Source organism: Phreatobacter sp. (genome assembly GCF_051860605.1).
GTDB lineage: Bacteria > Pseudomonadota > Alphaproteobacteria > Rhizobiales > Phreatobacteraceae > Phreatobacter.
Genome location: NZ_JBHYDR010000006.1, coordinates 229,624 through 249,875, shown reverse-complemented (window position 1 = coordinate 249,875; position 20,252 = coordinate 229,624). Strand labels below are relative to the sequence as shown.

Genomic DNA, 20,252 nt, shown 5'->3' with positions numbered 1-20,252 from the left:
CCTCTGAAATGCAGAACCCGTGCCGCGGACGTCCGGATGCAGGTCATCAAATGGAGGAAGTCTGCCAGTCCTTCATGGCGACCAGAACACGACCGGTGAGGGCCTGCCGTGCTGCCGGTGGTGTCAGGTCGTGGTCAGCGTCCGGGATGACGGTGAGACCGACTCCGCGTGTGCCGCGGAGCCGGCTTCCGGCCGCCCCGAAATGGCGCGCCAGTTCGTCGAGGCCGGCGTCTCCGGCGCTGTAGACGAGCTCCACGCGCGCGCCGCGCGCGAGGATGGTGTCCAGCGTGCTGCGGGCCCTGCGGGTCTCCGGACCGGGCAGCACCGCCCGCGCGCGCGCGAGGAGGCGCGATGCGAGTTCCCGAACGAGCGGCGCGAGTTTGCGCTGGCCGGTGAGGACGCGCTTCCATGCCCGCGCATCCGCGATCTTGGCCACATAGGTGGAGGCCTGGGCGAAGCCGGAGGCGATGGCCTCGGCCACGGTCTCGCCTTCACGCCAGACGAAGCGCTGGGTGTTGATGAGGAACAGGCCGGCAATGCGCGGATCCTGCTCCGCGGCCTGGAAGGCGGTATATCCCCCGCTGCAGGCGCCCAGCAGAACCGCCCGCGGAAAGCCTTCCGAACACAGAGCGTCCAGCCCGGCCGCCACTTCGGCAATGTGCTCGGCGTGATAGGTCGTGTCCTCCAGCCCGTCAGTCGCACCGGGACGGGTGTCGCTGTCGCCGACGCCCCCGAAATCCATGCGCAGGGAGGCGATTCCGGACCGCGCCAGCGCGCGCGACAGATCAACGCCCAGCCTTGCCCATCCGACATGCGGGTTGCGCCCGGCATTGACGATCAGGATCGGCATGGCGCCGGTATCGCGGCCTGCCGGACGGCACAGGATGCCGAACAGCCTGCCGCCGGTCCCGAACAGAAGGGGTTGCTCGACGAAGTCATCGCCCGCCAGAACCGGTGGGGCATTCGGCGGCGCGGGCACCGGGGGCGCGCCCTCGCCCGGTTCGGTCGGGACCGCGCCGATCCAGTCGAGGGCTCGAACGAAGGCGGCCACGGGCGTGACGGCCATGGTCGGGGAGAGCCCTATTCTGTCGAGGCCGGGGGCCTCCTCTGCGGTCGCGGCGGAACCGGTCTTTCCCCAGGACGCAGCCAGCGCCTCGGCATCGGCTGCGCCACGGCGGTGCAGGATCAGCGTCGGGACCCTCGGCGCATCGAGGCGCGCAAGGTCGAGGCCGCGCATGGCCTCAAGCGTCTCGCGGCTGGTCAGCCAGCCGCCGACGATCAGGCCTTCGTCGGTCGTGGTTGCCGCGGGGTCGAGGCGTCCGCCCTCGGCGACGGCGCGCGCGGTCATGGCAAGCTCTCGCGCATAGGCGCGCCCGCGCACGACGGGGTCGATCAGGATGAGCCCGGTCGCGGTGTCGATGGCCGGCAGGGCGCGGGCTGCCAGCAGCGCGCCGAAGCGCAGGCCGCAGAGCATGATCCGGCTGGTTCCCGCGGTGCGGGCGAGGGTCTGGGCAGCCGCCACGATGGCGGCGGTCCAGGCCTCGATCCGGTCCGGATCGGCGTCCGATCCGAGCGCGTCACCGGTCCCCGGCAGGTCGAAGCGCAGCACGGCGTGGCCAGCTGCGGCGAAACGTGCGGCGCAATGCGCCAGCGGCCGGGCGGCGGCCAGCGCCTCGAGCCCGTGGGGTGGCACTATCAGGATGCCGGTTCCGGTCGGGCGGCCCTGGGGCAGGTGCAGCCTGCCAAGCGTCCCTGCGAAGGCGATCGGGATCATGCCACGCCCCCATAGGTCACAGGGTGGCTGTTGAGCGCGGTGACGCGCCCGCGCGGCTGCCCGGACCCGTTGCGCGAACTCAAGGGGATACGGCGCTGTTCTCCGGGGGCGAGGCAGAAGCCCTGGTCGGCGGGCCGGAAGTCCTGGTCCTCGATGGTGACGAAGCGGGCGAGGCGCGCGCTGGAGACCGTGAGGGCGAAACCGTCGCCGGCGGGGATACAGCGGGCCGCAAGGCCGATGTCGCGCGGTGTGCAGGCGCGTCCGGGCAGGACATGAGCTGCTTCGGCGACCCTTTCGCCGGTCTCGGCATCGGTCAGGCGGGCGAGCGTCGCCTCATGCGCTGCCGGACCGAACCGGTAGGCATCGGCCATGTCGAAGAACCGGCCCAGAAGCGCGAAAGCCGCAAGGCTTTCAGCCGAGCGTGGCGCCAGTTCGAGCCTGCGCTCGGCCCGTGCCAGCGGGTGCGGGCCTTCGCCATAGCAGGCGAGCGAGAGGATCACGGGGCGCGACCCCGCCGTTTCGTTGACCAGATGGATGCCGAGACCGTTCAGCCCCTCGTCGGTCAGGCCGAGATGGACCGGCCGGAAGGCGCGCTTCAGTGCATGGAACGTCGTCTTTGGCTCGCCCCTTGCGTCGATGACGCCCCAGCCAGCGCCGCGGACAATGTCGTTGAGGAACCAGACGAGGCCACCGCCGCAGGGCGAGCCGTCCCGCCGCCACTCGGCGAATACGGCTTCCATGAGCTCGGCGGGCGCCGCCCGGCCGAGCGCCAGATAACGGTCAGGATCGGCGCGGCGCAGGGCTTCGGGATCGACGCCGTAGAGGGCGCGGACATAATGGTCGCGCACATCCTCGAAATCCCAGCTGTCGCCTGCATCGCGCGGGATGGCCGTGGCCCAGCGCGGATCGGCCGGATCGGTGAGGCCGAACGCGGCGAGGCTTGCGGGATCCGGGACATTGGCGAAGGCGAGACATTCCGCCGCGAAGCGCACGTTCGCGCGGCGAACATCCTCCATGGGACGGCGATAGGCACCGACGCCGAAATAATGCGCGATGCCCGCGTCCGTGACGAAGGGCAGGGCCCCGCCCGAAGGCGAATGCGGGACATGAACCGCGTTCGGCGCGCATTCGGCGACGAGGTGGGGAATGAGATCGTCGAACAGCGGGCTGGCCGCCTGCTCCGGCGTCAGGCCGAGCATGGTCGCCTGCTGGGCGATCTCGCTGCCGCCGCAGACCACGGCCAGCGAGGGCGAGGCCTCCAGACGGCCGAGCAGGTGTCGGGTCTCGGCGTCGACGAGGGCCATGAAATCCGGGTCGCCCGCCGGATAGTCGAAATTGGCGAAGGGCAGGTCGTGCCAGACGAGGATGCCCAGTTCGTCGCAGATGTCGTGGAAGGCTGCCGCCTCGGGCACCATGGTGCCGGAGATGCGCAGCATGGTCATGCCGGCATCGCGCGCCAGTTCGAGCAGCGGGCGCGGATCGGCCGTGGCGGGCGAGACCGGGTCGGCCGGCATCCAGGAGGCGCCGCGGCAGAAGACCGGCTCGTCGTTGACGACCAGCGAGAAGCCGCGGCCATCGGCGCCCCGGTCGACCCGCAGCGAGCGGAAGCCTGTACGGCCAAGATCGACGAGAGTGTCGCCGACACGCAGGGCAACATCGTGAAGGTGCGGCGTGCCATGGCTATGCGGCCACCAGGGGCGGGCGCCCTCCACGATCATGCGACCGGCAAAGGTGGCCTCGCCGGTCGGATGCAGGACATGGGCATGGCCGGCGCAGAGCAGTTCGACGGGCGCTGCCGGAGATCTGTCGAACGTGACGGTCGCGTCCAGGGTGGCGATGCCGTCGTCGAGTCGCGGCCCGAGACGGACGGATGCGATGGCGAGGGGGCCGTCGAGACGCGCGCGCGTCACCGGCTTCCACGGGCCGACCACCGCCACCGGCGGCGCCCAACCGGGCATGTGGCCGAGCGGGGTCGTGCGGACGAGGCGCAGCGAGCCGGGGGCGATCATCATCGGGCGCCATCGCGGGCGCGGACCCTTGGCAGCCGCAAGCACGCCCGACAGGGCGGGGAAGCGGATGGCGAGCCGGTGGTCGCCGGGATGCGGGCAGGCAATGCCTGCGCCGAGGAACATGGAGCGGGAGACCAGCGCCGGCGCGCCGTCCAGGAAGACCTCCGCCGAAGGGGTCAGCCCCTCGAAATGCAGCCTTTCCGGTGCCTGCGTGACGATGTCCACGCGATACCAGACGTCCTTGTCGTTGAGGCCCGAAGCCGCGGCAGGATCGAGCCGGCCGGCCGCATGGACTGCCTGCTCGGCAGTGCCGGGCACCGGCGCGGGGAGCCAGCCTTCGAGGCGTTCCGCCTCATCCGGGGTCGCGGCCGCTCCCGGCTCGCAGACGATCATCCGCCAACCCGTGTCGAGAGCTGCGATCGTCGCGCCGGTCATGCCGCGGATGGCGGTCATGGCATCGTCTCAGGAGGCTGCCCGCAGGCCCTGCGAGCCGTGCGGCAGACCAAGGGCCGTTGCGACAAGGCCGAGCATCCGGTCGTGGTCGCGCGCAATGGCGGCGAGCGCGGCATCGAGGCCGTCGAACCGCTTTCTGGCGAGCGCCCGCGCCAGCAGGAACTGGAAGGTCTTCATGGCATTGGCCATGGAGGCGCAGAGCGGGACCGCAGCGTCCAGTCCGTCAACGCCCTGGTGCGACAGCCAGTCGAGATGGGCGCCGAGCAGCGAGACATTGGCGCCGAACTGCCGGGCCGTGTTGAAGGCATAGGGGTGGAAGCCGCAGGGCGGCAGGCCGGCGAGCCGGTCGAGATGGGCGGGCAGGGCGGAGCGGTAGGCATCGACCGGGTTCTGCACCGGGCGCTTGCCCCAATGGCGGGCGAAACGCGCGAGGGCGGCATCGCGCAGCGCCGGTCCCGACAGCGGGGAGCCGGCAGTCTTCAGGAACTCGACATAGGGCGGCAGAACCGGCACGGGCGCCGCGCCGAAGCCGAACAACGCCTCGACATCGGCGCCTTCCGCCTCGAAGTAGCCGGCATTGTGAAAATAGCCGAGGCGCGCGGAGGCCCGGTCGAAGAGATTGACCGCGATCGTCGTCTTGGAATGGTCCGTGCGGTAGGTCACGCCGCGGGTATCGGGCAGGAAATGCGCGTCCACCTCGACCAGCACGAAACGGCCGCGCGCGGCCTGCTCCTCGATATGGTCGACCAGCGGCCGGTAGATGGACAGTTCCTGAACGTCGAGGCCGAACAGGGCTTCCAGGTCGTCGCTCGCCATCTTGAAGAAGGTGAACTGGTCGCCCTCGAAATCCTGGGCGACCGTCATGCCCAGCCCCGCGGCCGGTTCCATGCCAAGCGCATGGACCAGCTCGATGAACAGGTCGGTGTGGCAATTCGTCTCCGGCCAGGGGCAGGCAGCATCGTGCAGCCCGTGCCGCCGGTGCGATGCTGCGGTCACGCCCGGCAGGACGACTTGCATGGTCACAGCCCCAGCGCGGAACGGACGCTGGCCGGCCAGCGGGCAACATCGGTGCCGTAGTGCTTGAGCAGCGCCAGGATCACCCGCTCGTGACCGAAGCCGACGCACGCCGTGTGGGCGACCTCGCCGTCGGCCGTCGTCAGTCCGAAGGTCTTGCCGAAATGGTCCTGGTGATAGTTGAACGACAGGCAGGCCGTCGGGTTCTCCTCGCTCTCGATCGAAATGAGCAGTTCGAACTTGAGGCGCTGGTCGCGCTGGTTCACGGCCAGCATCTTGCCGGTGCGGCCGAAGAAGGGGTCGTTGGCGACATCGACCGCGAAGGGCAGGCCGAGTTCGGCGATCAGCGCCTGGCCGCGCTCCAGCCATGAGGCGCGGAACTCCGTCACCTGGTCGGGCGTGCCCATGCGGACATATTCGCGCATGCGGAAGAACTGCTGGCGCGCCGGATCCTTCGACGGCTCGTGGCGGAAGCAGTAGGACATCAGGTCGAACAGGCGGCCCTCGGCGGGCAGCGCGCCGCGCTTGGCGGCGGTCGGGTAGAGCGGGTAGCAGGCCGCCGGCGTCAGCACGATCTCGCTGGCCTGCTGGCCGGCTGTCCAGTCGCCCTTCTGTTCGATGGTCTGCATCAGGGCCAGGTGATCGGCAGGCGAGCCGCAGAAGCAATGCACCGTGCCGGCGAGCTGGGGGAAGCTCTTCATGTAGCCGGACTTCTCGAAGACGTCGCGGGCCATGGCAGGGGGAAAGCGGACGATTTCGGCATTGTCGCCGCCGCCATGGCGGGTGACGAGCGCCTGGAAGCCGTCGCCGATGGCCTCGAACAGGCCGGAGCGGCCATAGAGGCCGTCGACCCCGGTCTCGATCAGGAGGCCACGGTCGAACAGTTCGTCCAGGAAGGAGGTACCGGTGGCCGGGGCAGCGCCGGCCGGGGTCTTGGCAAGCATGACTCAGTCCTCCAGCGCGGTGTCGAGGCGCGACATCAGAAGCAGGGTTGCGGTGTTGGCGAGGACCCGATCGTTGGCGATCATCAGCGGCGCGGACAGGATGTCGCGCAGCTGGCGGCCAACCGAGAAGGGGTTGTCGTTCTTGTAGCCCATGATGCCGGCAATGGTCAGGGCCTCCTGGACGATGGCGACGGCGCGGCGCGAGGCCTCGACCTTGACCGCGTTCATGGCCACGGCGAAGCCCATGGCATTGAGCTCGTCCTCGTCGTGGCGGGCGCGCTCGAAGCGGGCGATGCCGTCGCGGACGAGGGCCTTGAGGCCGGCGAGCTCGGCGGCTGCGGCAGACAGGCGGGAGGCGCCGGGGGGGACGGCATTCGGGGTGCGCCGGGCAGCCGCCCTGACGGATGCCTGGGCGCGACCGAGCGCCGAGCCGGCAATGCCGAACCATAGCGCCGACCAGAACAGGTGCGAGCTTGCCAGCATGCTCTGCGCCGCGATCTCGGCGAAGGGCTTGGGGAAGACCTGGGCGGCGGGAACGCGCGCGGTCAGCCTGAACCCGTGCGAGGTGGTGCCGCGCATGCCGAGCGTGTCCCAGACCGAGGTCTGGACGAGGCCGGCCTGATGCTTCTCGATGACCACCATGGCCTGGTCGGAGGAGGCGGCGTCGGGCGCGCGGCGGGCGGTTGCCATGATGGCGTCGGCATCGAGGCCGTAGGAGATGACCGTCGCGTCCTTGTCGATGGCCACATGGTCGCCATCGGGAACGATGGCGCAGACCGAATTGCGCAGGTCGCCGCCGATGCCCGCCTCCGTGGTCGCCGACCCGACCAGCAGCTGGTCGCGCGCCACGCGGCGCATGAAGTCGCAATGCCAGGGGGAGCCGGCGCCGTGATGGACGAGGCTGGAAATCTTGATCTGGTGCATGGCGAAGACCATGCCGGCCGACGAACAGGCGCCGCCGAGAATGGTGCAGAGTTCGGCGATCTCGCCGAAGCTTAGGCCCTCGCCGCCGAATTCGGTGGGGATCATGAGCCCGAGGAGGCGCTGTTCGCGCATGGCCTCGACGGCCTCGCGCGGGAAGCGCCCGTCGCGATCGACGGCGTCGGCCTGTCCGGCGGCAACCTTCGCGACCGCCATGGCGCGGGCATGCGCAGACCCGGCGCTGGTGGCGCCGGCGGTCCTGGTGCTGTCCAGCATGGTCAGCCCCCGACGTGTTCGGTCGAGAGTTCGTCGAGCGCTGCGGCGATGCTGGACACGGAGGAGAACAGACGCCGGTTCAGCATCCGCTCCGGAAACTCGATGTCGAAGGCCTCTTCGAGGGCCAGCATCAGCTGGACCGACGCAAAAGAGGTCATTCCGGCCTCGTAGAGGTCGGACGTGTCGCTCAGGCCGTCGATGCCCCCCGGCAGCTCGACAGTCCGCGCGATGATCTCGCGAATTCTGGCCTTCATGTCGGATCGCTCCTGTGAGCCGATCCCCGTTCCCATCGGCATGATTACTCGCATTGGACCCAAGCCATCAACATTTGATTACCGATAGTGTTAACGCCCTTGCCCTGCGTCACCTCACGCCTGCGGGATCGCGACAATGGCTCGGTGAATACCCCCGCGGGGGCCGATCAGATGCAGGCCCGGGCGCAGATGATCGGCACCGACGAGCGCGCGAAGGCTTCCAGGCCAGGTACCGGTTCGCCGAGACGTGCGCGGATGGCGAGCGTGTCGAGAAGCGCGGTCGCCATGCGTGCGCGGGCGGGCGGGGCGGGGTCTGCCGCCAGCGCGCCATCCTCCACCGCACGGGCGAAATGACGGGCGAGCGCCTCCTCGTTCGCCGTCATGAAACCGCGCGCCGCCTCGGCGATGGCCGGATGGGTCGGCGCCTCCACGGACGCGGTGCCGACGATCAGGCAGCCGCCGGGCCGCGGTGCGGACGTGTATTGCCGGATCGCATGGCGGTAGAGGCGGTTGAGCCGCTCCTCGACCGTGCCGGGGCTGGCCATGACCGCGTCGATGCCCTCGACGCTGCCCCGGCTGACCCGGCCGATCAGCGCCACATAGAGCTGCTCCTTGCTGCCGAAGGCGGCATAGAGGCTCGGGCGGTTGAGCCCGGCCGCAGCAGCCAGATCATCGAGCGTGGCGGCCGAATAGCCCTTCTCCAGGAAGACCGGCCGGACCCGGTCCAGCACCTCGGCTTCCGAGAAGCTCCGTGGTCGCCCCCGCGGGCGGTTCTCTTTTTCCGTACTGTCTCGCATAAAAATCTTGACTTCAGTCGCCCTGCATAATTTTGTACCGCTGCGCATAAAATCAAGGAGGATCAGATGGACCTGTATTCCGCCCCGCTCGCCTGTTCGCTCGCCTCTCATATCACGGTGCTGGAGGCGGGGCTTCCCGTGGCCGTCACCTATGTCGACAACCGCCGGAAGACCACCTCGCGCGGCGAGGACTTCTGGACCGTCTCGCCTCATGGCTATGTGCCGGCCCTTCGGCTGGATTCGGGCGAGGTGCTCAACGAGGGTCCTGCGGTCCTGCAATATCTTGCCGACCAGAAGCCGGAGACGGGGCTTGCCCCCGCCTGGGGTACGCCCGAGCGCTATCGGCTGATCGACACGCTGAATTACCTCTCGACCGAGGTTCACAAGCGCATCTTCGCTCCCCTGTTCTCGACCCGGTCGTCCGAGGCGACGAAGGAGGAGGTGCGTCCGCTTCTCGCCAAGTCGCTCGATGCCCTCAGCATCAGGCTGGGCGAGCGCGATTTCCTGGTCGGCGAGACGTTCACCGTGGCGGATGCCTATCTCGTCACCCTGCTCAACTGGTTCCGTCATGTCGGAACTGACCTGAAGCAATGGCCGGTGATGGCGGCCTATCACAAGCGCATGCTCGCCCGTCCGTCCGTTGCCCGCGCCATGGCCGCCGAGATGGCCGAGTACCAGAAGCTCGCCGCCTGATCACGAAGCGGTGAGGAGCGAAATGAACCGGCCTCCCGGAGCGAAGACCGATTGCCCGTTCTGAAGCGGGCATGTCCTCGTCTCCGGGAGCCCTGCCCATGTTCGACCGTCGCCATCTACTGGTTGCCAGCGCGGCTCTGCCGCTTCTCGCCGTCAGGGCCCATGCCGCGCCCCGGGCCTTCACGCCCGCCGCGTTCCAGGCTGCACAGGCAGCTGGTCGGCCGATCCTCGTCGAGGTGAGCGCCCCGTGGTGCCCGACCTGCCGCGCGCAGAAGCCGATCCTGTCGGACCTCACGGCCAGCGAGCGGTTCCGCGGCTTCGTTGTGCTGACGGTGGATTTCGACAGCCAGAAGGATGTTCTGCGCCAGTTGCGCGTCCAGATGCAGAGCACGCTCATCGTGTTCCGCGGCACGGAGGAGAAGGGACGCTCCACGGGCGACACGAACCGGGCCTCCATCGAAACGCTGCTGGCCAAGGCCATCTGAACCGCGGATACCGGAGGTCCTGCCATGATCGCGACCCTTGGCTTCGCCTTCCTGGCGGGTGTCCTGTCCATCCTTTCGCCCTGCGTGCTGCCGTTGGTGCCGTTGGTGCTTGGTGCCGCCGTGTCGGAGCATCGGCTGGGGCCGCTGGCGCTTGCCGGAGGCCTAGCTGCCTCCTTCACCGCCATCGGCCTGTTCGTGGCGACCGTGGGTTTTGCCATCGGGCTTGACGGTGGCGTGTTCCGGTCGGTCGCCGCCGTGCTGATGATCGGCGCCGGCCTGCTGCTGGTCCTCCCGCAGGCGCAGGCGCGGCTGGCGGTCGCCGCCGGGCCCGTGTCCAACTGGACGGAGCAGCGCTTCGGCGGCTTCTCGACCGGCGGCCTGTCCGGCCAGTTCGCGCTCGGCCTGCTGCTTGGCGCGGTCTGGAGCCCCTGCGTCGGGCCGACGCTCGGCGCCGCCTCGGTGCTGGCGGCCCGCGGCGAGAGCCTCGGTGCGGTCGCCCTCACCATGCTGGTGTTCGGGGTCGGTGCAGGGGTCCCGCTCGTCCTGCTCGGCCTCGTCTCGCGCGAGCGCATGGTGCAGATGCGCGAGCGGATGATGGCGGCCGGCAAGAGCGGCAAGCTCGTGCTGGGCGGCCTGCTGCTGCTGGTCGGGCTGGCGATCCTGACGGGCCTCGACAAGGCGGTGGAGGCACGTCTCGTCGATCTCTCGCCGGACTGGCTGACGCAGCTCACCACCCGGTTCTGACGAGGGCCCTTTCCGCGGCCAGCCGCTGCAGCGCCGCGCCCCGGCTGCTGACGTCTGGCTGCGTCCTGATTGCACGCCCGGCCCCATTGCCATTGTCGCCAGATGCCGTTTCACTGGTCGCCAGAGGCGAACAATCGTGAGGGGGTGCGGCGTGAGCGATCCGGCAGATCAGCATCGGGACGGGAGTGTGAAGGCGGCGCCCATCCTGGCGGCAGCCGCCGCGCTCCTTCTCGCCGGCTGCATGACGTCGCCGACGCCAGCTCCGGTGGTTGCCCCCGCGCCCTCGCCGGGGTCCCAGCGCCTGCCCTCGCCCTATCCGGTGGCGGGACTGGTGGGCAACTGGGGCGTTGCCAGCTACCGGGAGGACCGGGACCGGCAACGCACCGAAGCCATGGCCCGCCAGCATTGCCGCACGCCGTATGTCATCACGCGGGGGCCGTCCGACGGGGTCATCATGCATGTTGCAGACGATGCACGGCCCTATGAGCTGACATTCAAGGGCGGGACTGACGGCAAGACCTATCTCGGCTTCGATGCTCCGCCGGGACATGTGCAGGATCGCGAGATCCTCTCCTTCTCCGACAACCTGATCGTCATGCGCTTCGTCGATCCGGCCGTCCATGCCCGCTACGGGACCTTCGTTTACGTGCGCTGCCCCGCGGCGCCAACGACGCGCGCCTCGCGCTGAACCCTGCATGAAGGTGTTGTCCATGATCGCAACGACCCCCAAGGCCGCCGGGCGGCTTGCTGCCGCCCTTTGCCTCGCCCTGTGCCTGGCGCCCGCCGCCGCCCTCGCACAGTCTGCATCGCCCGCCGCCATGCGCGAGACCATGAATATCGGCGACGAACCGGGGCGGGTCTCCACCGAAGAGGTCGTCATCCGCGAGGGAGCGTTCCGCAGGCAACTGGTGTTCTTCCGCTCGACCGAGGCTCCGGGAACGCTGGTCGTACATACCTCCGAGCGGTTCCTCTATCTGGTGCTCGGCAACAACCGCGCACTTCGCTACGGCATCGGCGTCGGCCGCGAGGGCTTCACCTGGTCGGGTCTCGTGCGCGTGTCGCGCAAGGCCGAATGGCCGGACTGGACACCGCCGCCGGAAATGATCCAGCGCCAGCCCTATCTGCCGCGGTTCATGGCTGGCGGGCCGGGCAATCCGATGGGTTCACGCGCGCTCTATCTCGGCTCGACCGTCTATCGCATCCACGGCACCAACCAGCCCGAGACGATCGGCCATGCGGTTTCGTCAGGGTGCTTCCGGCTCGCCAATGGCGACGTCATCGACCTCTACACGCGCGTGCCGGTCGGCGCAAAGGTCATCATCCGCCACGCTGCAACGCTGTGAACCGCCGGGAGCGCGCCATGATCAAGGGATTTCGACGCCTCGCGGCGTCTGCCGCGGTGTTGCTGGCGGCCGCAATGGTGCTGGCGGCCCCGGCTCCTGCCGCAGCCAGTACGCTGGCTGCCGTGAAGCAGCGCGGCACGCTCAACTGCGGGGTGAGCCAGGGACTGGCCGGCTTTTCCGACCGTGACGCCCAGGGCCGCTGGTCGGGCTTCGATGTCGATTTCTGCCGGGCGCTTGCCGCGGCCGTGCTGGGCGACCCGGCCAAGGTGACCTACCTGCCGCTGTCGGCCTCGGAGCGTTTCGAGGCCCTGCGGGCCGGCCGAATCGACGTGTTGTCGCGCAATTCGACCTGGACGCTGGAGCGCGAGGCGGGCCTTGGCCTGCTGTTCGCCGGCATCACCTTCCATGACGGGCAGGGTTTCATGGTGCTGCGCCGGCCGGCCATCACCTCGGCGCTGGAACTCGACGGCGTGCCGGTCTGCGTGCAGGAGGGAACCACCAGCGCGATGAATGTCGCGGACTATTTCCGCGCCAATTCCATGCGCCTCACCCTTCACACACTGCCGACGGCGACCGACTCGCTCCAGGCGCTGCAGGACGGCCGTTGCGACGTGCTGACGACCGACCAGTCGGGCCTGTTCGCCGAGCGGCTGAAGCTGTCGCAGCCCGACGCCGCGGTGATCCTTCCTGACGTGATTTCCAAGGAGCCGCTCGGACCGGTGACCCGCGCCGACGACCTTGGCTGGTTCAATGTCGTCAAATGGGTGAACTTCGCGCTGATCAATGCCGAGGAACTCGGCATCACCATCGCAACCGCCGATGAGGCCATGCGCTCGACCAAGCCGGATGTGCGTCGCTTCGTCGGCGCGGAGGGCGACCTTGGCACCAAGCTCGGCCTCGGCAACGACTTTGCCATCCGAGCCGTCAGGGCCGTCGGCAATTACGCCGAGATTTACGAGCGCAACGTCGGTGCCAGCTCGCGCCTCGGCATCCCGCGGGGCATGAACCAGCTCTGGTCCATGGGCGGGATTCTGTACGCGCCACCCTTGAGGTGAATGCCGGGATGGAGCCGATCCGCTGAAACGGTTCCGGTCGGCCTGCGACCGGCGAAAATGGTAGCGGGAGGCAGATTTGAACTGCCGACCTCAGGGTTATGAATCCTGCGCTCTCACCAACTGAGCTACCCCGCCCCGAAAGGCCATCCGGGCGCCCGTCCGGGCGCTGCGGAGAGCGCGGATATAAGGTCCGACCCGAAAGCCTGTCAAGGCGCCGTCCTGCGGCCGAGCCACCGGTCGAGCGCAACCATCAGCGCCGCCAGACCGAGGAACAGGACCGTGACCACCAGCGCATTGCGCAGCACGACGCCTAGGCCCAGCCGGCCGACATCGAGGAACGGATAGGGATACCAGCCGTCGAAGCTGCCCCGGACGAGACTCAGACCGAGGAAGGCGAACGGATAGATCAGCCAGACCGGCAGATCGCGGGCCGACAGGCGTCCCTTCGGCACGAAGGCGAGCCAGACCAGCACGGCCAGCACCGGCACCACGTCGTGGAGCAGGTGATCGGCGACCTTCTGCCAGCCGACGGGATTCCAGATCGCCCTGAGAACCGCGGAATAAACCAGTCCGACCACGGCGATGTTGAGGGTCGTCGCCCCGGCCAATGACGCGGAGACACGGCTGCCGCTGGCGAGCCGGGTCATGACCACCGCCACGAGGAGGTTGGTGAGGACGGTGAAAAAGCTGAAGAAGATGACGAGACTGCCGGCTGTCGAGCGTCCGGCGGCCCAGCCGTTGGCAATGGTCAGGGGCAACTGGATGGCGAGCGCCATCCACCCCGTGACGGCGACGAGGCCCGCCGCGATCCTGCCGGTTCTGCCGATGATGTCCATGCCGCCTCCGCCGGCAGGCTAGCCGGCCTTGCGGAACCTGACGAGCGTGAAGAGCCCGCCAAAACCTGCCGGCTTCTTCTCGATCAGGGACAGGTCCTTCTGGCCCATGACCCGCTCGAACGGGAAGTCGGGGTGCCAGCCGAGCCGGTCGCCGAAGGGTGCGGCGGCCTTCTCGACCAGCTTGCGGATGCCGCCTTCGGCCGCGAAATGATTGACCAGAATGACCTCGCCGCCGGGTTTGCAGACCCGGTCGAGCTCGGCCATCACGCGCTCCGGATCGGGCACGACGGTGATCAGGAACATGGCCACGACGCAGTCGAACGATGCATCGGGGAAGGCCAGGCGGCCGGCATCCATCTGGAGGATGCCCTCGACATTGCTGAGGCCGTCATCGGCGCGCTTGCGGGCGATGCGCAGCATGTCGAAGGACAGGTCGAGGCCGATGACCCGGCAGTTGGCGCCATAGTCGGGCAGGGCGATGCCGGTGCCGACGCCCACCTCGAGCACGCGCCCGCCCACGCGCGTGGCTGCTGCCGCCGCGGCGCGCCGGCCGGTCGCGGTAATCCGCCCGAACAGCGGGTCGTAAATCGGCGCCCAGCGGGCATAGGCCTTCTGGATCGAGGTCTTGTCGAGTTCGGCGGCTGGCATTGCGGCTCCCCGTCTGTCACGCCTCTGTAGCCAAGGCGGCGCCGGTCGTGAAGGGGAGGGTCAGGAGATCGCGAGGATGGCGGCCGGCTCGGTTCCGGTCGTGCGGCTCACCGCCTCCTGGCGACGAATGAAGCCGCCGCCGAGCACGCGCGCGGGGCCGGTTCCGGCATCGTAGAGCACGCAGGCCTGGCCGGGGGCGACGCCCTCCTCGCCGCCTGGCAGTTCGAGCGCCGGGCCGATCGCTGTCATGTGCAGCACGGCCGGGCGGGGCGGGCGGGTGGAGCGCACGCGCGCGAAGCAGTCGAGGCTCTCGCCGATGGCGAGCGGGGTGTCGCCCAGCCAGTTGAGATCGCGCAGGGCGATGGTGCGCGTGACCAGCGCCTCGCGCGGGCCGACGATCACCTGCCGGCGCGCGGCCTCGAGCCCGACGACATACAGCGGCTCGCGCGCGGCGATGCCGAGGCCGCGGCGCTGGCCCACCGTGAAGCGCATGACGCCCTCGTGGCGGCCGAGCACCCGGCCGTCGACATGAACGATGTCGCCCGGCTCGGCGGCCTCGGGTTTGAGCTTCTCGACGATGGCCGTATAGCGGCCGGCCGGCACGAAGCAGATGTCCTGGCTGTCGGCCTTGTCGGCAATCTCGAGCCCGAAGCGACGGGCGTGGTCCCGCGTCTCCGGCTTGGTCATGGTGCCGAGCGGGAAGCGCAGGGTGTCGAGCTGGTCCTGCGTGGTGGCGAACAGGAAATAGCTCTGGTCGCGGTCATCGTCGACCGGCCGGAACAGGCCGCGACGGCCGTCGCCAACAGGTCGGGACGCAACGTAGTGGCCGGTGGCCAGGACATCGGCGCCGAGATCGCGGGCGGTTGCCAGAAGGTCGGTGAACTTGACGTGGCGGTTGCAGTCGACGCAGGGGATCGGCGTCTCGCCGTCCGCATAGGACTGCGCGAAACGATCGATCACCGCGGCGCGGAACCGCTCCTCGTAGTCGAGCACATAATGCGGGATGCCGAGGCGCTCGGCCACGCGACGGGCATCATGGATGTCCTGGCCGGCGCAGCAGGCGCCCTTGCGGTGGACCGCGGCGCCATGGTCGTAGAGCTGCAGGGTGACACCGATGACCTCGTAGCCCTGTTCGGCGATGAGGCCGGCGACCACCGAGGAATCGACCCCGCCGGACATCGCGACAACCACGCGGGTCGCCGATGGCGGCTTGGCGATGTCGAGGCTGTTGAGCATGGGTTCCGCGTCCTGACGGCGGCTATATAGGCGCTCGTGGCCGGCTGCGCAAAGCATGGGAGGCGCCTGAAACAGGAGCCACCACGTTGAAACCGCCGCGGCCCGGGCCACCACCGCAGCGAAACGTGCGCCTGCGAGAAGCCGGACCATCGCCTGCGAAGGACGCCCATGAGCCGGTTTCTCGCCCTGTCCCTTCTGATCGCCTCACTTGCGGCAGTGCTTCCGTCCGGTGCCCGTTCGACCGGCTGCACCGGACTGGCGGCCGCCGCCGGGTCTCCGGCATGCCTTCAGGACCAGGCGAGGGCGGCCGAGGCCGGGCTGGCGGCCGCCCGTCACGAAGCGCAGGCTGTCATTGACGGCGGGAGCGAGGGCAATCTGTCGCCCGAGGACCGGAAGGCCTGGTCCGAGGCCTTCGGCAGGACCATCGCCCTCTGGACCACATTCAGGGATGCCGTCTGCGCACCGCGGCTGCTCGCCTTCGAGCGTGGTCTGGCTGCGGAGGCGGCGGGGCAAGCGGCGCTCGCCTGTCACATCGCGATCACGGACACCATGGCGAAGGACCTGTCGTTCCGGTTCCGGGAGCCGCAGGCCGGCGCCCCGCGCGCAAGCTTCGAGGCGACCGGGGGCAGTCCAGGCCGCCGCGACGTCATCGCTGTCGAGGGCGACGCGCCTCTGTGCCGTCATCCGGGGCATGGCGGCGACTACCAGCCGCTGACGGCCTGCACGGAGCGGCACGTCGCCCGCGTCGATGGCGAACTGAACGCGGTCTGGGCCCGCGCTCTTGCCGCGATCCGCGCGCGCGGGGATTTGAGCGAGGCCGACCGGGCGGCCTGGATCGAGGCCCTGCGCGCGGCGCAGCGCCCGTGGGCGCAGTTGCGCGATGTCGCCTGCCGGGCCGAGGCCTTCGAGACGCCCAACCGGCATGCCAATTCGATCTATGCCAATCTCGTCGGCCCCTGCCTCATCGTGGAGACCGAGGAGCGCATCCGCGCCCTGAAGACCGCCTATCGCCTGCGCTGATGCGCGCGCACGGCCTCGCCGAAAGCTGTGAACAGCGCCCGATTGATCGGGTTGCGCTGCGGGTCGTATTCGGCGTGCCACTGGACACCAAGCGCGAAGCCGGGCGCACCGGCAATATGGATCGCCTCCGCCGTGCCGTCCTCGGCCACTCCCTCGACGACCACGCGCTGTCCCGGTTCGAGGATGCCCTGGCCATGCAGCGAGTTGACGCGGATCCGGTCGGTGCCGAACAGGGTGGCGAAGGTGCCGCCGGGGGTGAGGGCGACATCGTGCCGGTCAGCGAAGACCACCTCCGGATCGGGATGGATCTCGCCCGTCGGCAGCCGCGGCATCCTGTGGTTCATGCGGCCGGGGATCTCGCGGATCTCGGGGTGAAGCGAGCCGCCGAAGGCAACGTTCATCTCCTGAAAGCCGCGGCAGATGCCGAAGATCGGAACGCCGCGATCGACGCAGGCCTGGCAGAGCGTCAGGGCCACCGCATCGCGCCCGTCGTCATAGGGCTCGTGACGCGCGTCGGGTTCGCTGCCGAAGCGGCCGGGATGGACATTGGCACGGGCACCAGTGAGCAGGACGCCATCGACGACGTCAAGCAACGCCGTCATGTCGGTGATGTCCGGGGAGGCGGCAAACATCATCGGCAGGGCGCCAGCGACCTCGGCCAGGGCCCGCAGATTGCGCTCGCCGACCAGCTGCGCCGGGAAGCGATTTTCAACGACATATGTGTTGCCGATCACGCCGACAACGGGCCTGCTCATCTGCTGTTCTCCCAAGCGCCGGCCCACACTGTCCGCGACCCTGCGCGCGCGTATTGTGGTTGGCTCGCCGCGCCGTGCAAATCCACAATTTCGACATGGCTGCCACTGTCCGCCGTCAGGCATGCGCGCCGTCTTGCGGCCGTCGTCCGCCTTGGCTAAGGCCTGTCCATGACATCGCGCTATGCCCTCTTTGTCGCCCCGCCATCCGGCGACCCTCTCTGGACGTTCGGCTCGTCGGTGATCGGCTACGATGCCGCCCTCGCGCGCGACGTGCCCTGGCCGGAGGGCGAGCCGTTCGATGCGCCCGACTGGCCGGCACTCACCGCCGCGCCGCGCCCCTACGGCCTGCACGGGACGATCAAGGCGCCGTTCGAACTGGCCGCAGGCCTGACCGAAGCCGACCTGCTCGACGCCCTGTCAGGATTTGCGCGAAGCCGGCCGGCCTTTGTGGTGCCGCGCCTGGCGGTTTCCGCGATGAAGTCTTTCGTGGCCCTGTTGCCGGCTGCGCCGTGCGAGCCGCTCGACCGGCTGGCGACCGAGACCGTGCGCCACTTCAACCGTTTCCGCGCGCCGCTGTCATCGGAGGACATGGCGCGCCGTCTCGCGGCGCCGCTGACCGCACGCCAGAAGGCCCAGCTGGACGCTTTCGGCTATCCCTACATCTTCGACGACTTTGTCTTCCACATGACCCTGACGGGCCCGCTGGCGGTCCAGCGCCAGGAGCCGATCCGGGCCGCGCTCGCCGCCCACTACGCGCCTGTTGACGCACCTTTTGTGGTCGATGCGCTCGTCGTGTACCGGCAGGCGCGGCGCGAGGACCGGTTCTCGGTGCTCACACGCGTTCCGCTGGAGGGTTGATCCCGGTCAGGCGGCCACTGCTTTTTTTTTCCGGCGGCTTCTCCCGGCGCGACCTGACGATGTTGAGACCCATCAGGGCGGCGAAAACAGTGATCGCGACCCAGTTGTAGACATCGCCGAACGGCACGATCAGCACGAAGCCGGCGACACCCATGGCGACACGCTCGACGAGCGTGAGCCGCGCCTCGGCATAGCCCTCGATGGCCGCGGACAGGGCATAGATACCCGGCAGGGCGAAGGCCGCGATATAGATCTGCACGAACACGTTGCTCGACAGGAACGGCTGGTAGGCCATCATCAGGGGGACAAAGTAGAGCGCCTTCGACAGGCGCCAGGCGACGATAGCCGAGGGCATCGGCTTGGCATCGGCAATGGACGCGGCCGCATAGGCCGGAATGCAGACAGGAGGCGTGACGTTGCTGTCCTGGCTGAGCCAGAAGATGATCATGTGCGCGGAGAGAAGCGCGAGCGTCGCCGCGCCCGGCGAAAGCAGCGAATCATAGACCTGCGAGCGCATTTCCGTGGGGATGGCCGCCAGCAGTCTTGCAGCATCGGCCTGGGCCATGCCGGTACCGGCCGTCGGCAATGTCAGGTCGGGCGCAGCCAGCGTCGCGATCATCCGCACCATGTCGGGAATGTTGCCTGCAACCAGCGAGGCCGTGGCCGTCTGGCTGAGGATCATGTCGGTCAGCGCCGGCGCCGAGAGCGTTGCCAGCACCACGTAGGAGGCCGTCACCGGCAGCGCGGCACCGAGAACGAGCGAGGCGATCGCGATGAGCACCAGAGCAATGGCGAGGTTTCCCGCCGCCCAGCGCTCCACCATGATGGAGAAGGTGCTGCCGATGCCGGTCGTGGCGACCGCCGAGATCATGATCCCGATGCCGACCAGCAGGACCGCCGTTGGGGCCATGCTGCGCGCACCGAGTGCCAGCGCATCGAGGATGCGGCGCGGCCCCATCGGCGTATCGGAGATCCAGGAGACGACGACCACGGCGGCGATGGCTGCACCCGCCGCGTAGGCCGGACCGATGCCGGTGAACAGCAGATAGAGCAGCAGCGTGAAGGGCACCAGGAAGGGCAGGCCACGCCGGCGAACGGTCTCCCAGACGGGCGGGGCCTCGTCATCCACGAAATACAGGTTGTGGCGCTTGGCATGGATGCGCACGCCGACGGCGACGCCGAAGAAATAGACCAGGGCCGGGATCGCCGCGACGGCTGCGATGGTCAGGTAGGGGATGGATGTCATCGAGGCCATGATGAAGGCGCCAGCCCCCATGATGGGGGGTAGAATGCCGCCGCCGGTGGAGGCGGCCGTCTCGACGCCGGCGGCAAAGTGCGGCTTGAAGCCGGCCTTCTTCATGAGCGGGATAGTGACGACGCCCGTCGAGGTGACATTGGCGACCGCCGACCCGGAAATGGTGCCCGACAGGGCCGAGGCGATGACGGCGACGAAACCAGGGCCGCCGAGCATCCGGCGTGCCATGGCGCGGCCGATGTCGAGAACGAAGCGGTCGGCGCCCGACACCTGCAGGAACGCGCCGAAGATGATGAACATCGCCACCAGATTCCACGAGATCTGGGCGATGTTCCCGAACATGCCGTCGTCGGAATAGAAGACGCGGAACAGCGCGATCTCGAGGCTGAGGCCGGCAAAACGGAAGGCTCCCGGCACCCAGGGACCCAGCACGGTCATGTAGAGGAAGGCGATGATGCACAGGATCGGCACGACCCAGCCGGTGGTCCGGCGGATCAGTTCGAGCGCGATCAGCGGCGCAGCGATGGTGAAGATCCAGTCGTACCAGGTGAAGGTGCTGGACCGCGCGTAGAAACTGTCCTCCCCGAGGAAGAGATAAAAGACGCAGCCCACCGCCATCAGGGCAATCAGGACGTCGAGCGCGAGGGCAAGCGCGCCGCGCCGCCCGCGGCCGGCCAGCAGCGGCCAGGCCAGAGCGCCGATGACCGCAAATCCGGCAAAGTGAACGATACTCGCCCGCAACTCGCTCAGCACCCCGAAGGTGTTGAGCCAGATATGCCAGGCAGCCAGCAGCGCCCCGCCCCAATAGATGAAATGCGCGACGAGGCTTCCCTCGCCGCGCAGGTCGCGGTCGTCCCGCTGGCTGTCCGCTTCGCTCACGGA

Annotated in this window: 20 protein-coding genes and 1 tRNA gene; 8 read left to right on the top strand and 13 right to left on the bottom strand. The window is 69.0% G+C overall.

All coding sequences use genetic code 11. The features are described 5' to 3' along the window. Positions 1 to 46: 46 nt before the first annotated feature. The 7 genes from ACTIFS_RS12890 to ACTIFS_RS12860 all read right to left on the bottom strand — a co-directional run bounded on the left by ACTIFS_RS12890 (position 47) and on the right by ACTIFS_RS12860 (position 8,376). Positions 47 to 1,774, bottom strand: coding sequence for an alpha/beta fold hydrolase (locus ACTIFS_RS12890; protein ID WP_439574509.1), 1,728 nt, complete (start codon positions 1,772 to 1,774; stop codon positions 47 to 49). After that, entirely contained in the window at positions 1,771 to 4,236 is a 2,466-nt protein-coding gene (locus ACTIFS_RS12885; RefSeq protein WP_439574508.1) for a glycoside hydrolase family 2 protein, read from the bottom strand. Before ACTIFS_RS12885 ends, ACTIFS_RS12890 begins: the two co-directional genes overlap by 4 nt. 9 nt (positions 4,237 to 4,245) lie before the next feature. Next, complete coding sequence (locus ACTIFS_RS12880; protein WP_439574507.1) at positions 4,246 to 5,253, bottom strand: DUF1839 family protein; 1,008 nt, start codon at positions 5,251 to 5,253, stop codon at positions 4,246 to 4,248. 2 nt (positions 5,254 to 5,255) lie between these two features. Then, on the bottom strand, positions 5,256 to 6,194 hold the full coding sequence (locus tag ACTIFS_RS12875) for an amino acid--[acyl-carrier-protein] ligase (RefSeq protein WP_439574506.1): 939 nt from the start codon (positions 6,192 to 6,194) through the stop codon (positions 5,256 to 5,258). Positions 6,195 to 6,197: 3 nt separating this feature from the next. Continuing rightward, a complete protein-coding gene (locus ACTIFS_RS12870) occupies positions 6,198 to 7,391 on the bottom strand; it encodes an acyl-CoA dehydrogenase family protein (RefSeq protein WP_439574505.1) in 1,194 nt (397 codons plus the stop codon). A gap of 2 nt (positions 7,392 to 7,393) precedes the next feature. Next, positions 7,394 to 7,645, bottom strand: coding sequence for an acyl carrier protein (locus ACTIFS_RS12865; protein ID WP_439574504.1), 252 nt, complete (start codon positions 7,643 to 7,645; stop codon positions 7,394 to 7,396). 167 nt (positions 7,646 to 7,812) lie between these two features. Continuing rightward, complete coding sequence (locus ACTIFS_RS12860) at positions 7,813 to 8,376, bottom strand: TetR/AcrR family transcriptional regulator (RefSeq protein ID WP_439574503.1); 564 nt, start codon at positions 8,374 to 8,376, stop codon at positions 7,813 to 7,815. Between the two features lie 132 nt (positions 8,377 to 8,508). Between ACTIFS_RS12860 and ACTIFS_RS12855 the strand changes: the two genes are divergently transcribed. From ACTIFS_RS12855 to ACTIFS_RS12830, 6 genes are all read left to right on the top strand, one after another. After that, entirely contained in the window at positions 8,509 to 9,135 is a 627-nt protein-coding gene (locus ACTIFS_RS12855; protein ID WP_439574502.1) for a glutathione binding-like protein, read from the top strand. 98 nt (positions 9,136 to 9,233) lie between these two features. Then, the gene (locus tag ACTIFS_RS12850) at positions 9,234 to 9,620 is read left to right on the top strand and encodes a thioredoxin family protein (protein ID WP_439574501.1); all 387 of its coding nucleotides are present in this window, start codon (positions 9,234 to 9,236) and stop codon (positions 9,618 to 9,620) included. Between the two features lie 24 nt (positions 9,621 to 9,644). After that, positions 9,645 to 10,364, top strand: coding sequence for a cytochrome c biogenesis CcdA family protein (locus tag ACTIFS_RS12845; RefSeq protein WP_439574500.1), 720 nt, complete (start codon positions 9,645 to 9,647; stop codon positions 10,362 to 10,364). A 187-nt stretch (positions 10,365 to 10,551) separates the two neighbouring features. Continuing rightward, positions 10,552 to 11,052: a hypothetical protein gene (locus tag ACTIFS_RS12840; RefSeq protein ID WP_439574499.1), complete on the top strand. Its 501-nt coding sequence runs from the start codon at positions 10,552 to 10,554 to the stop codon at positions 11,050 to 11,052. A gap of 22 nt (positions 11,053 to 11,074) precedes the next feature. Then, on the top strand, positions 11,075 to 11,707 hold the full coding sequence (locus ACTIFS_RS12835) for a L,D-transpeptidase (RefSeq protein ID WP_439574498.1): 633 nt from the start codon (positions 11,075 to 11,077) through the stop codon (positions 11,705 to 11,707). Positions 11,708 to 11,724: 17 nt separating this feature from the next. After that, positions 11,725 to 12,762 carry an amino acid ABC transporter substrate-binding protein gene (locus ACTIFS_RS12830; RefSeq protein WP_439574497.1) on the top strand — a complete coding sequence of 346 codons (1,038 nt, stop codon included), beginning with the start codon at positions 11,725 to 11,727 and terminating at the stop codon, positions 12,760 to 12,762. Positions 12,763 to 12,820: 58 nt separating this feature from the next. On the opposite strand, the gene ACTIFS_RS12825 is transcribed toward ACTIFS_RS12830, so the two are convergent. The 4 genes from ACTIFS_RS12825 to mnmA form a co-directional block, all read right to left on the bottom strand. Next, positions 12,821 to 12,897, bottom strand: a tRNA-Met gene (locus tag ACTIFS_RS12825). A gap of 71 nt (positions 12,898 to 12,968) precedes the next feature. Continuing rightward, positions 12,969 to 13,598: a Pr6Pr family membrane protein gene (locus ACTIFS_RS12820; protein WP_439574496.1), complete on the bottom strand. Its 630-nt coding sequence runs from the start codon at positions 13,596 to 13,598 to the stop codon at positions 12,969 to 12,971. An 18-nt stretch (positions 13,599 to 13,616) separates the two neighbouring features. After that, positions 13,617 to 14,246 carry a class I SAM-dependent methyltransferase gene (locus ACTIFS_RS12815; protein WP_439574495.1) on the bottom strand — a complete coding sequence of 210 codons (630 nt, stop codon included), beginning with the start codon at positions 14,244 to 14,246 and terminating at the stop codon, positions 13,617 to 13,619. Positions 14,247 to 14,306: 60 nt separating this feature from the next. Further along, complete coding sequence (mnmA, locus tag ACTIFS_RS12810) at positions 14,307 to 15,482, bottom strand: tRNA 2-thiouridine(34) synthase MnmA (protein ID WP_439574494.1); 1,176 nt, start codon at positions 15,480 to 15,482, stop codon at positions 14,307 to 14,309. Between the two features lie 168 nt (positions 15,483 to 15,650). On the opposite strand from mnmA, the gene ACTIFS_RS12805 reads away from it, so the two are divergent. Continuing rightward, positions 15,651 to 16,502 (top strand): lysozyme inhibitor LprI family protein, encoded by an 852-nt coding sequence (locus ACTIFS_RS12805; protein WP_439574493.1) that lies wholly within the window; start codon positions 15,651 to 15,653, stop codon positions 16,500 to 16,502. On the opposite strand, the gene ACTIFS_RS12800 is transcribed toward ACTIFS_RS12805, so the two are convergent. Continuing rightward, the gene (locus ACTIFS_RS12800; protein WP_439574492.1) at positions 16,487 to 17,257 is read right to left on the bottom strand and encodes a gamma-glutamyl-gamma-aminobutyrate hydrolase family protein; all 771 of its coding nucleotides are present in this window, start codon (positions 17,255 to 17,257) and stop codon (positions 16,487 to 16,489) included. The genes ACTIFS_RS12805 and ACTIFS_RS12800 overlap by 16 nt on opposite strands. A 168-nt stretch (positions 17,258 to 17,425) precedes the next feature. Here ACTIFS_RS12800 and ACTIFS_RS12795 point away from each other — a divergent pair, with 168 nt between their 5' ends. Continuing rightward, positions 17,426 to 18,115: a DUF1045 domain-containing protein gene (locus tag ACTIFS_RS12795; RefSeq protein WP_439574491.1), complete on the top strand. Its 690-nt coding sequence runs from the start codon at positions 17,426 to 17,428 to the stop codon at positions 18,113 to 18,115. Here ACTIFS_RS12795 and ACTIFS_RS12790 read toward each other — a convergent pair. Further along, positions 18,090 to 20,249: a TRAP transporter permease gene (locus ACTIFS_RS12790; protein ID WP_439574490.1), complete on the bottom strand. Its 2,160-nt coding sequence runs from the start codon at positions 20,247 to 20,249 to the stop codon at positions 18,090 to 18,092. The two genes, ACTIFS_RS12795 and ACTIFS_RS12790, sit on opposite strands and share 26 nt — an antisense overlap. Between the last annotated feature and the right edge of the window lie 3 nt (positions 20,250 to 20,252).

What these genes read in the sequence shown, in the direction of transcription:
- ACTIFS_RS12890 (WP_439574509.1), bottom strand. Translation starts at nt 1,774, where the DNA reads ATGATCCCGATCGCCTTCGCAGGGACGCTTGGCAGGCTGCACCTGCCC.
- ACTIFS_RS12885 (WP_439574508.1), bottom strand. Translation starts at nt 4,236, where the DNA reads ATGACCGCCATCCGCGGCATGACCGGCGCGACGATCGCAGCTCTCGAC.
- ACTIFS_RS12880 (WP_439574507.1), bottom strand. Translation starts at nt 5,253, where the DNA reads ATGCAAGTCGTCCTGCCGGGCGTGACCGCAGCATCGCACCGGCGGCAC.
- ACTIFS_RS12875 (WP_439574506.1), bottom strand. Translation starts at nt 6,194, where the DNA reads ATGCTTGCCAAGACCCCGGCCGGCGCTGCCCCGGCCACCGGTACCTCC.
- ACTIFS_RS12870 (WP_439574505.1), bottom strand. Translation starts at nt 7,391, where the DNA reads ATGCTGGACAGCACCAGGACCGCCGGCGCCACCAGCGCCGGGTCTGCG.
- ACTIFS_RS12865 (WP_439574504.1), bottom strand. Translation starts at nt 7,645, where the DNA reads ATGAAGGCCAGAATTCGCGAGATCATCGCGCGGACTGTCGAGCTGCCG.
- ACTIFS_RS12855 (WP_439574502.1), top strand. Translation starts at nt 8,509, where the DNA reads ATGGACCTGTATTCCGCCCCGCTCGCCTGTTCGCTCGCCTCTCATATC.
- ACTIFS_RS12850 (WP_439574501.1), top strand. Translation starts at nt 9,234, where the DNA reads ATGTTCGACCGTCGCCATCTACTGGTTGCCAGCGCGGCTCTGCCGCTT.
- ACTIFS_RS12845 (WP_439574500.1), top strand. Translation starts at nt 9,645, where the DNA reads ATGATCGCGACCCTTGGCTTCGCCTTCCTGGCGGGTGTCCTGTCCATC.
- ACTIFS_RS12835 (WP_439574498.1), top strand. Translation starts at nt 11,075, where the DNA reads ATGATCGCAACGACCCCCAAGGCCGCCGGGCGGCTTGCTGCCGCCCTT.
- ACTIFS_RS12830 (WP_439574497.1), top strand. Translation starts at nt 11,725, where the DNA reads ATGATCAAGGGATTTCGACGCCTCGCGGCGTCTGCCGCGGTGTTGCTG.
- ACTIFS_RS12820 (WP_439574496.1), bottom strand. Translation starts at nt 13,598, where the DNA reads ATGGACATCATCGGCAGAACCGGCAGGATCGCGGCGGGCCTCGTCGCC.
- ACTIFS_RS12815 (WP_439574495.1), bottom strand. Translation starts at nt 14,246, where the DNA reads ATGCCAGCCGCCGAACTCGACAAGACCTCGATCCAGAAGGCCTATGCC.
- mnmA (WP_439574494.1), bottom strand. Translation starts at nt 15,482, where the DNA reads ATGCTCAACAGCCTCGACATCGCCAAGCCGCCATCGGCGACCCGCGTG.
- ACTIFS_RS12805 (WP_439574493.1), top strand. Translation starts at nt 15,651, where the DNA reads ATGAGCCGGTTTCTCGCCCTGTCCCTTCTGATCGCCTCACTTGCGGCA.
- ACTIFS_RS12800 (WP_439574492.1), bottom strand. Translation starts at nt 17,257, where the DNA reads ATGAGCAGGCCCGTTGTCGGCGTGATCGGCAACACATATGTCGTTGAA.
- ACTIFS_RS12795 (WP_439574491.1), top strand. Translation starts at nt 17,426, where the DNA reads ATGACATCGCGCTATGCCCTCTTTGTCGCCCCGCCATCCGGCGACCCT.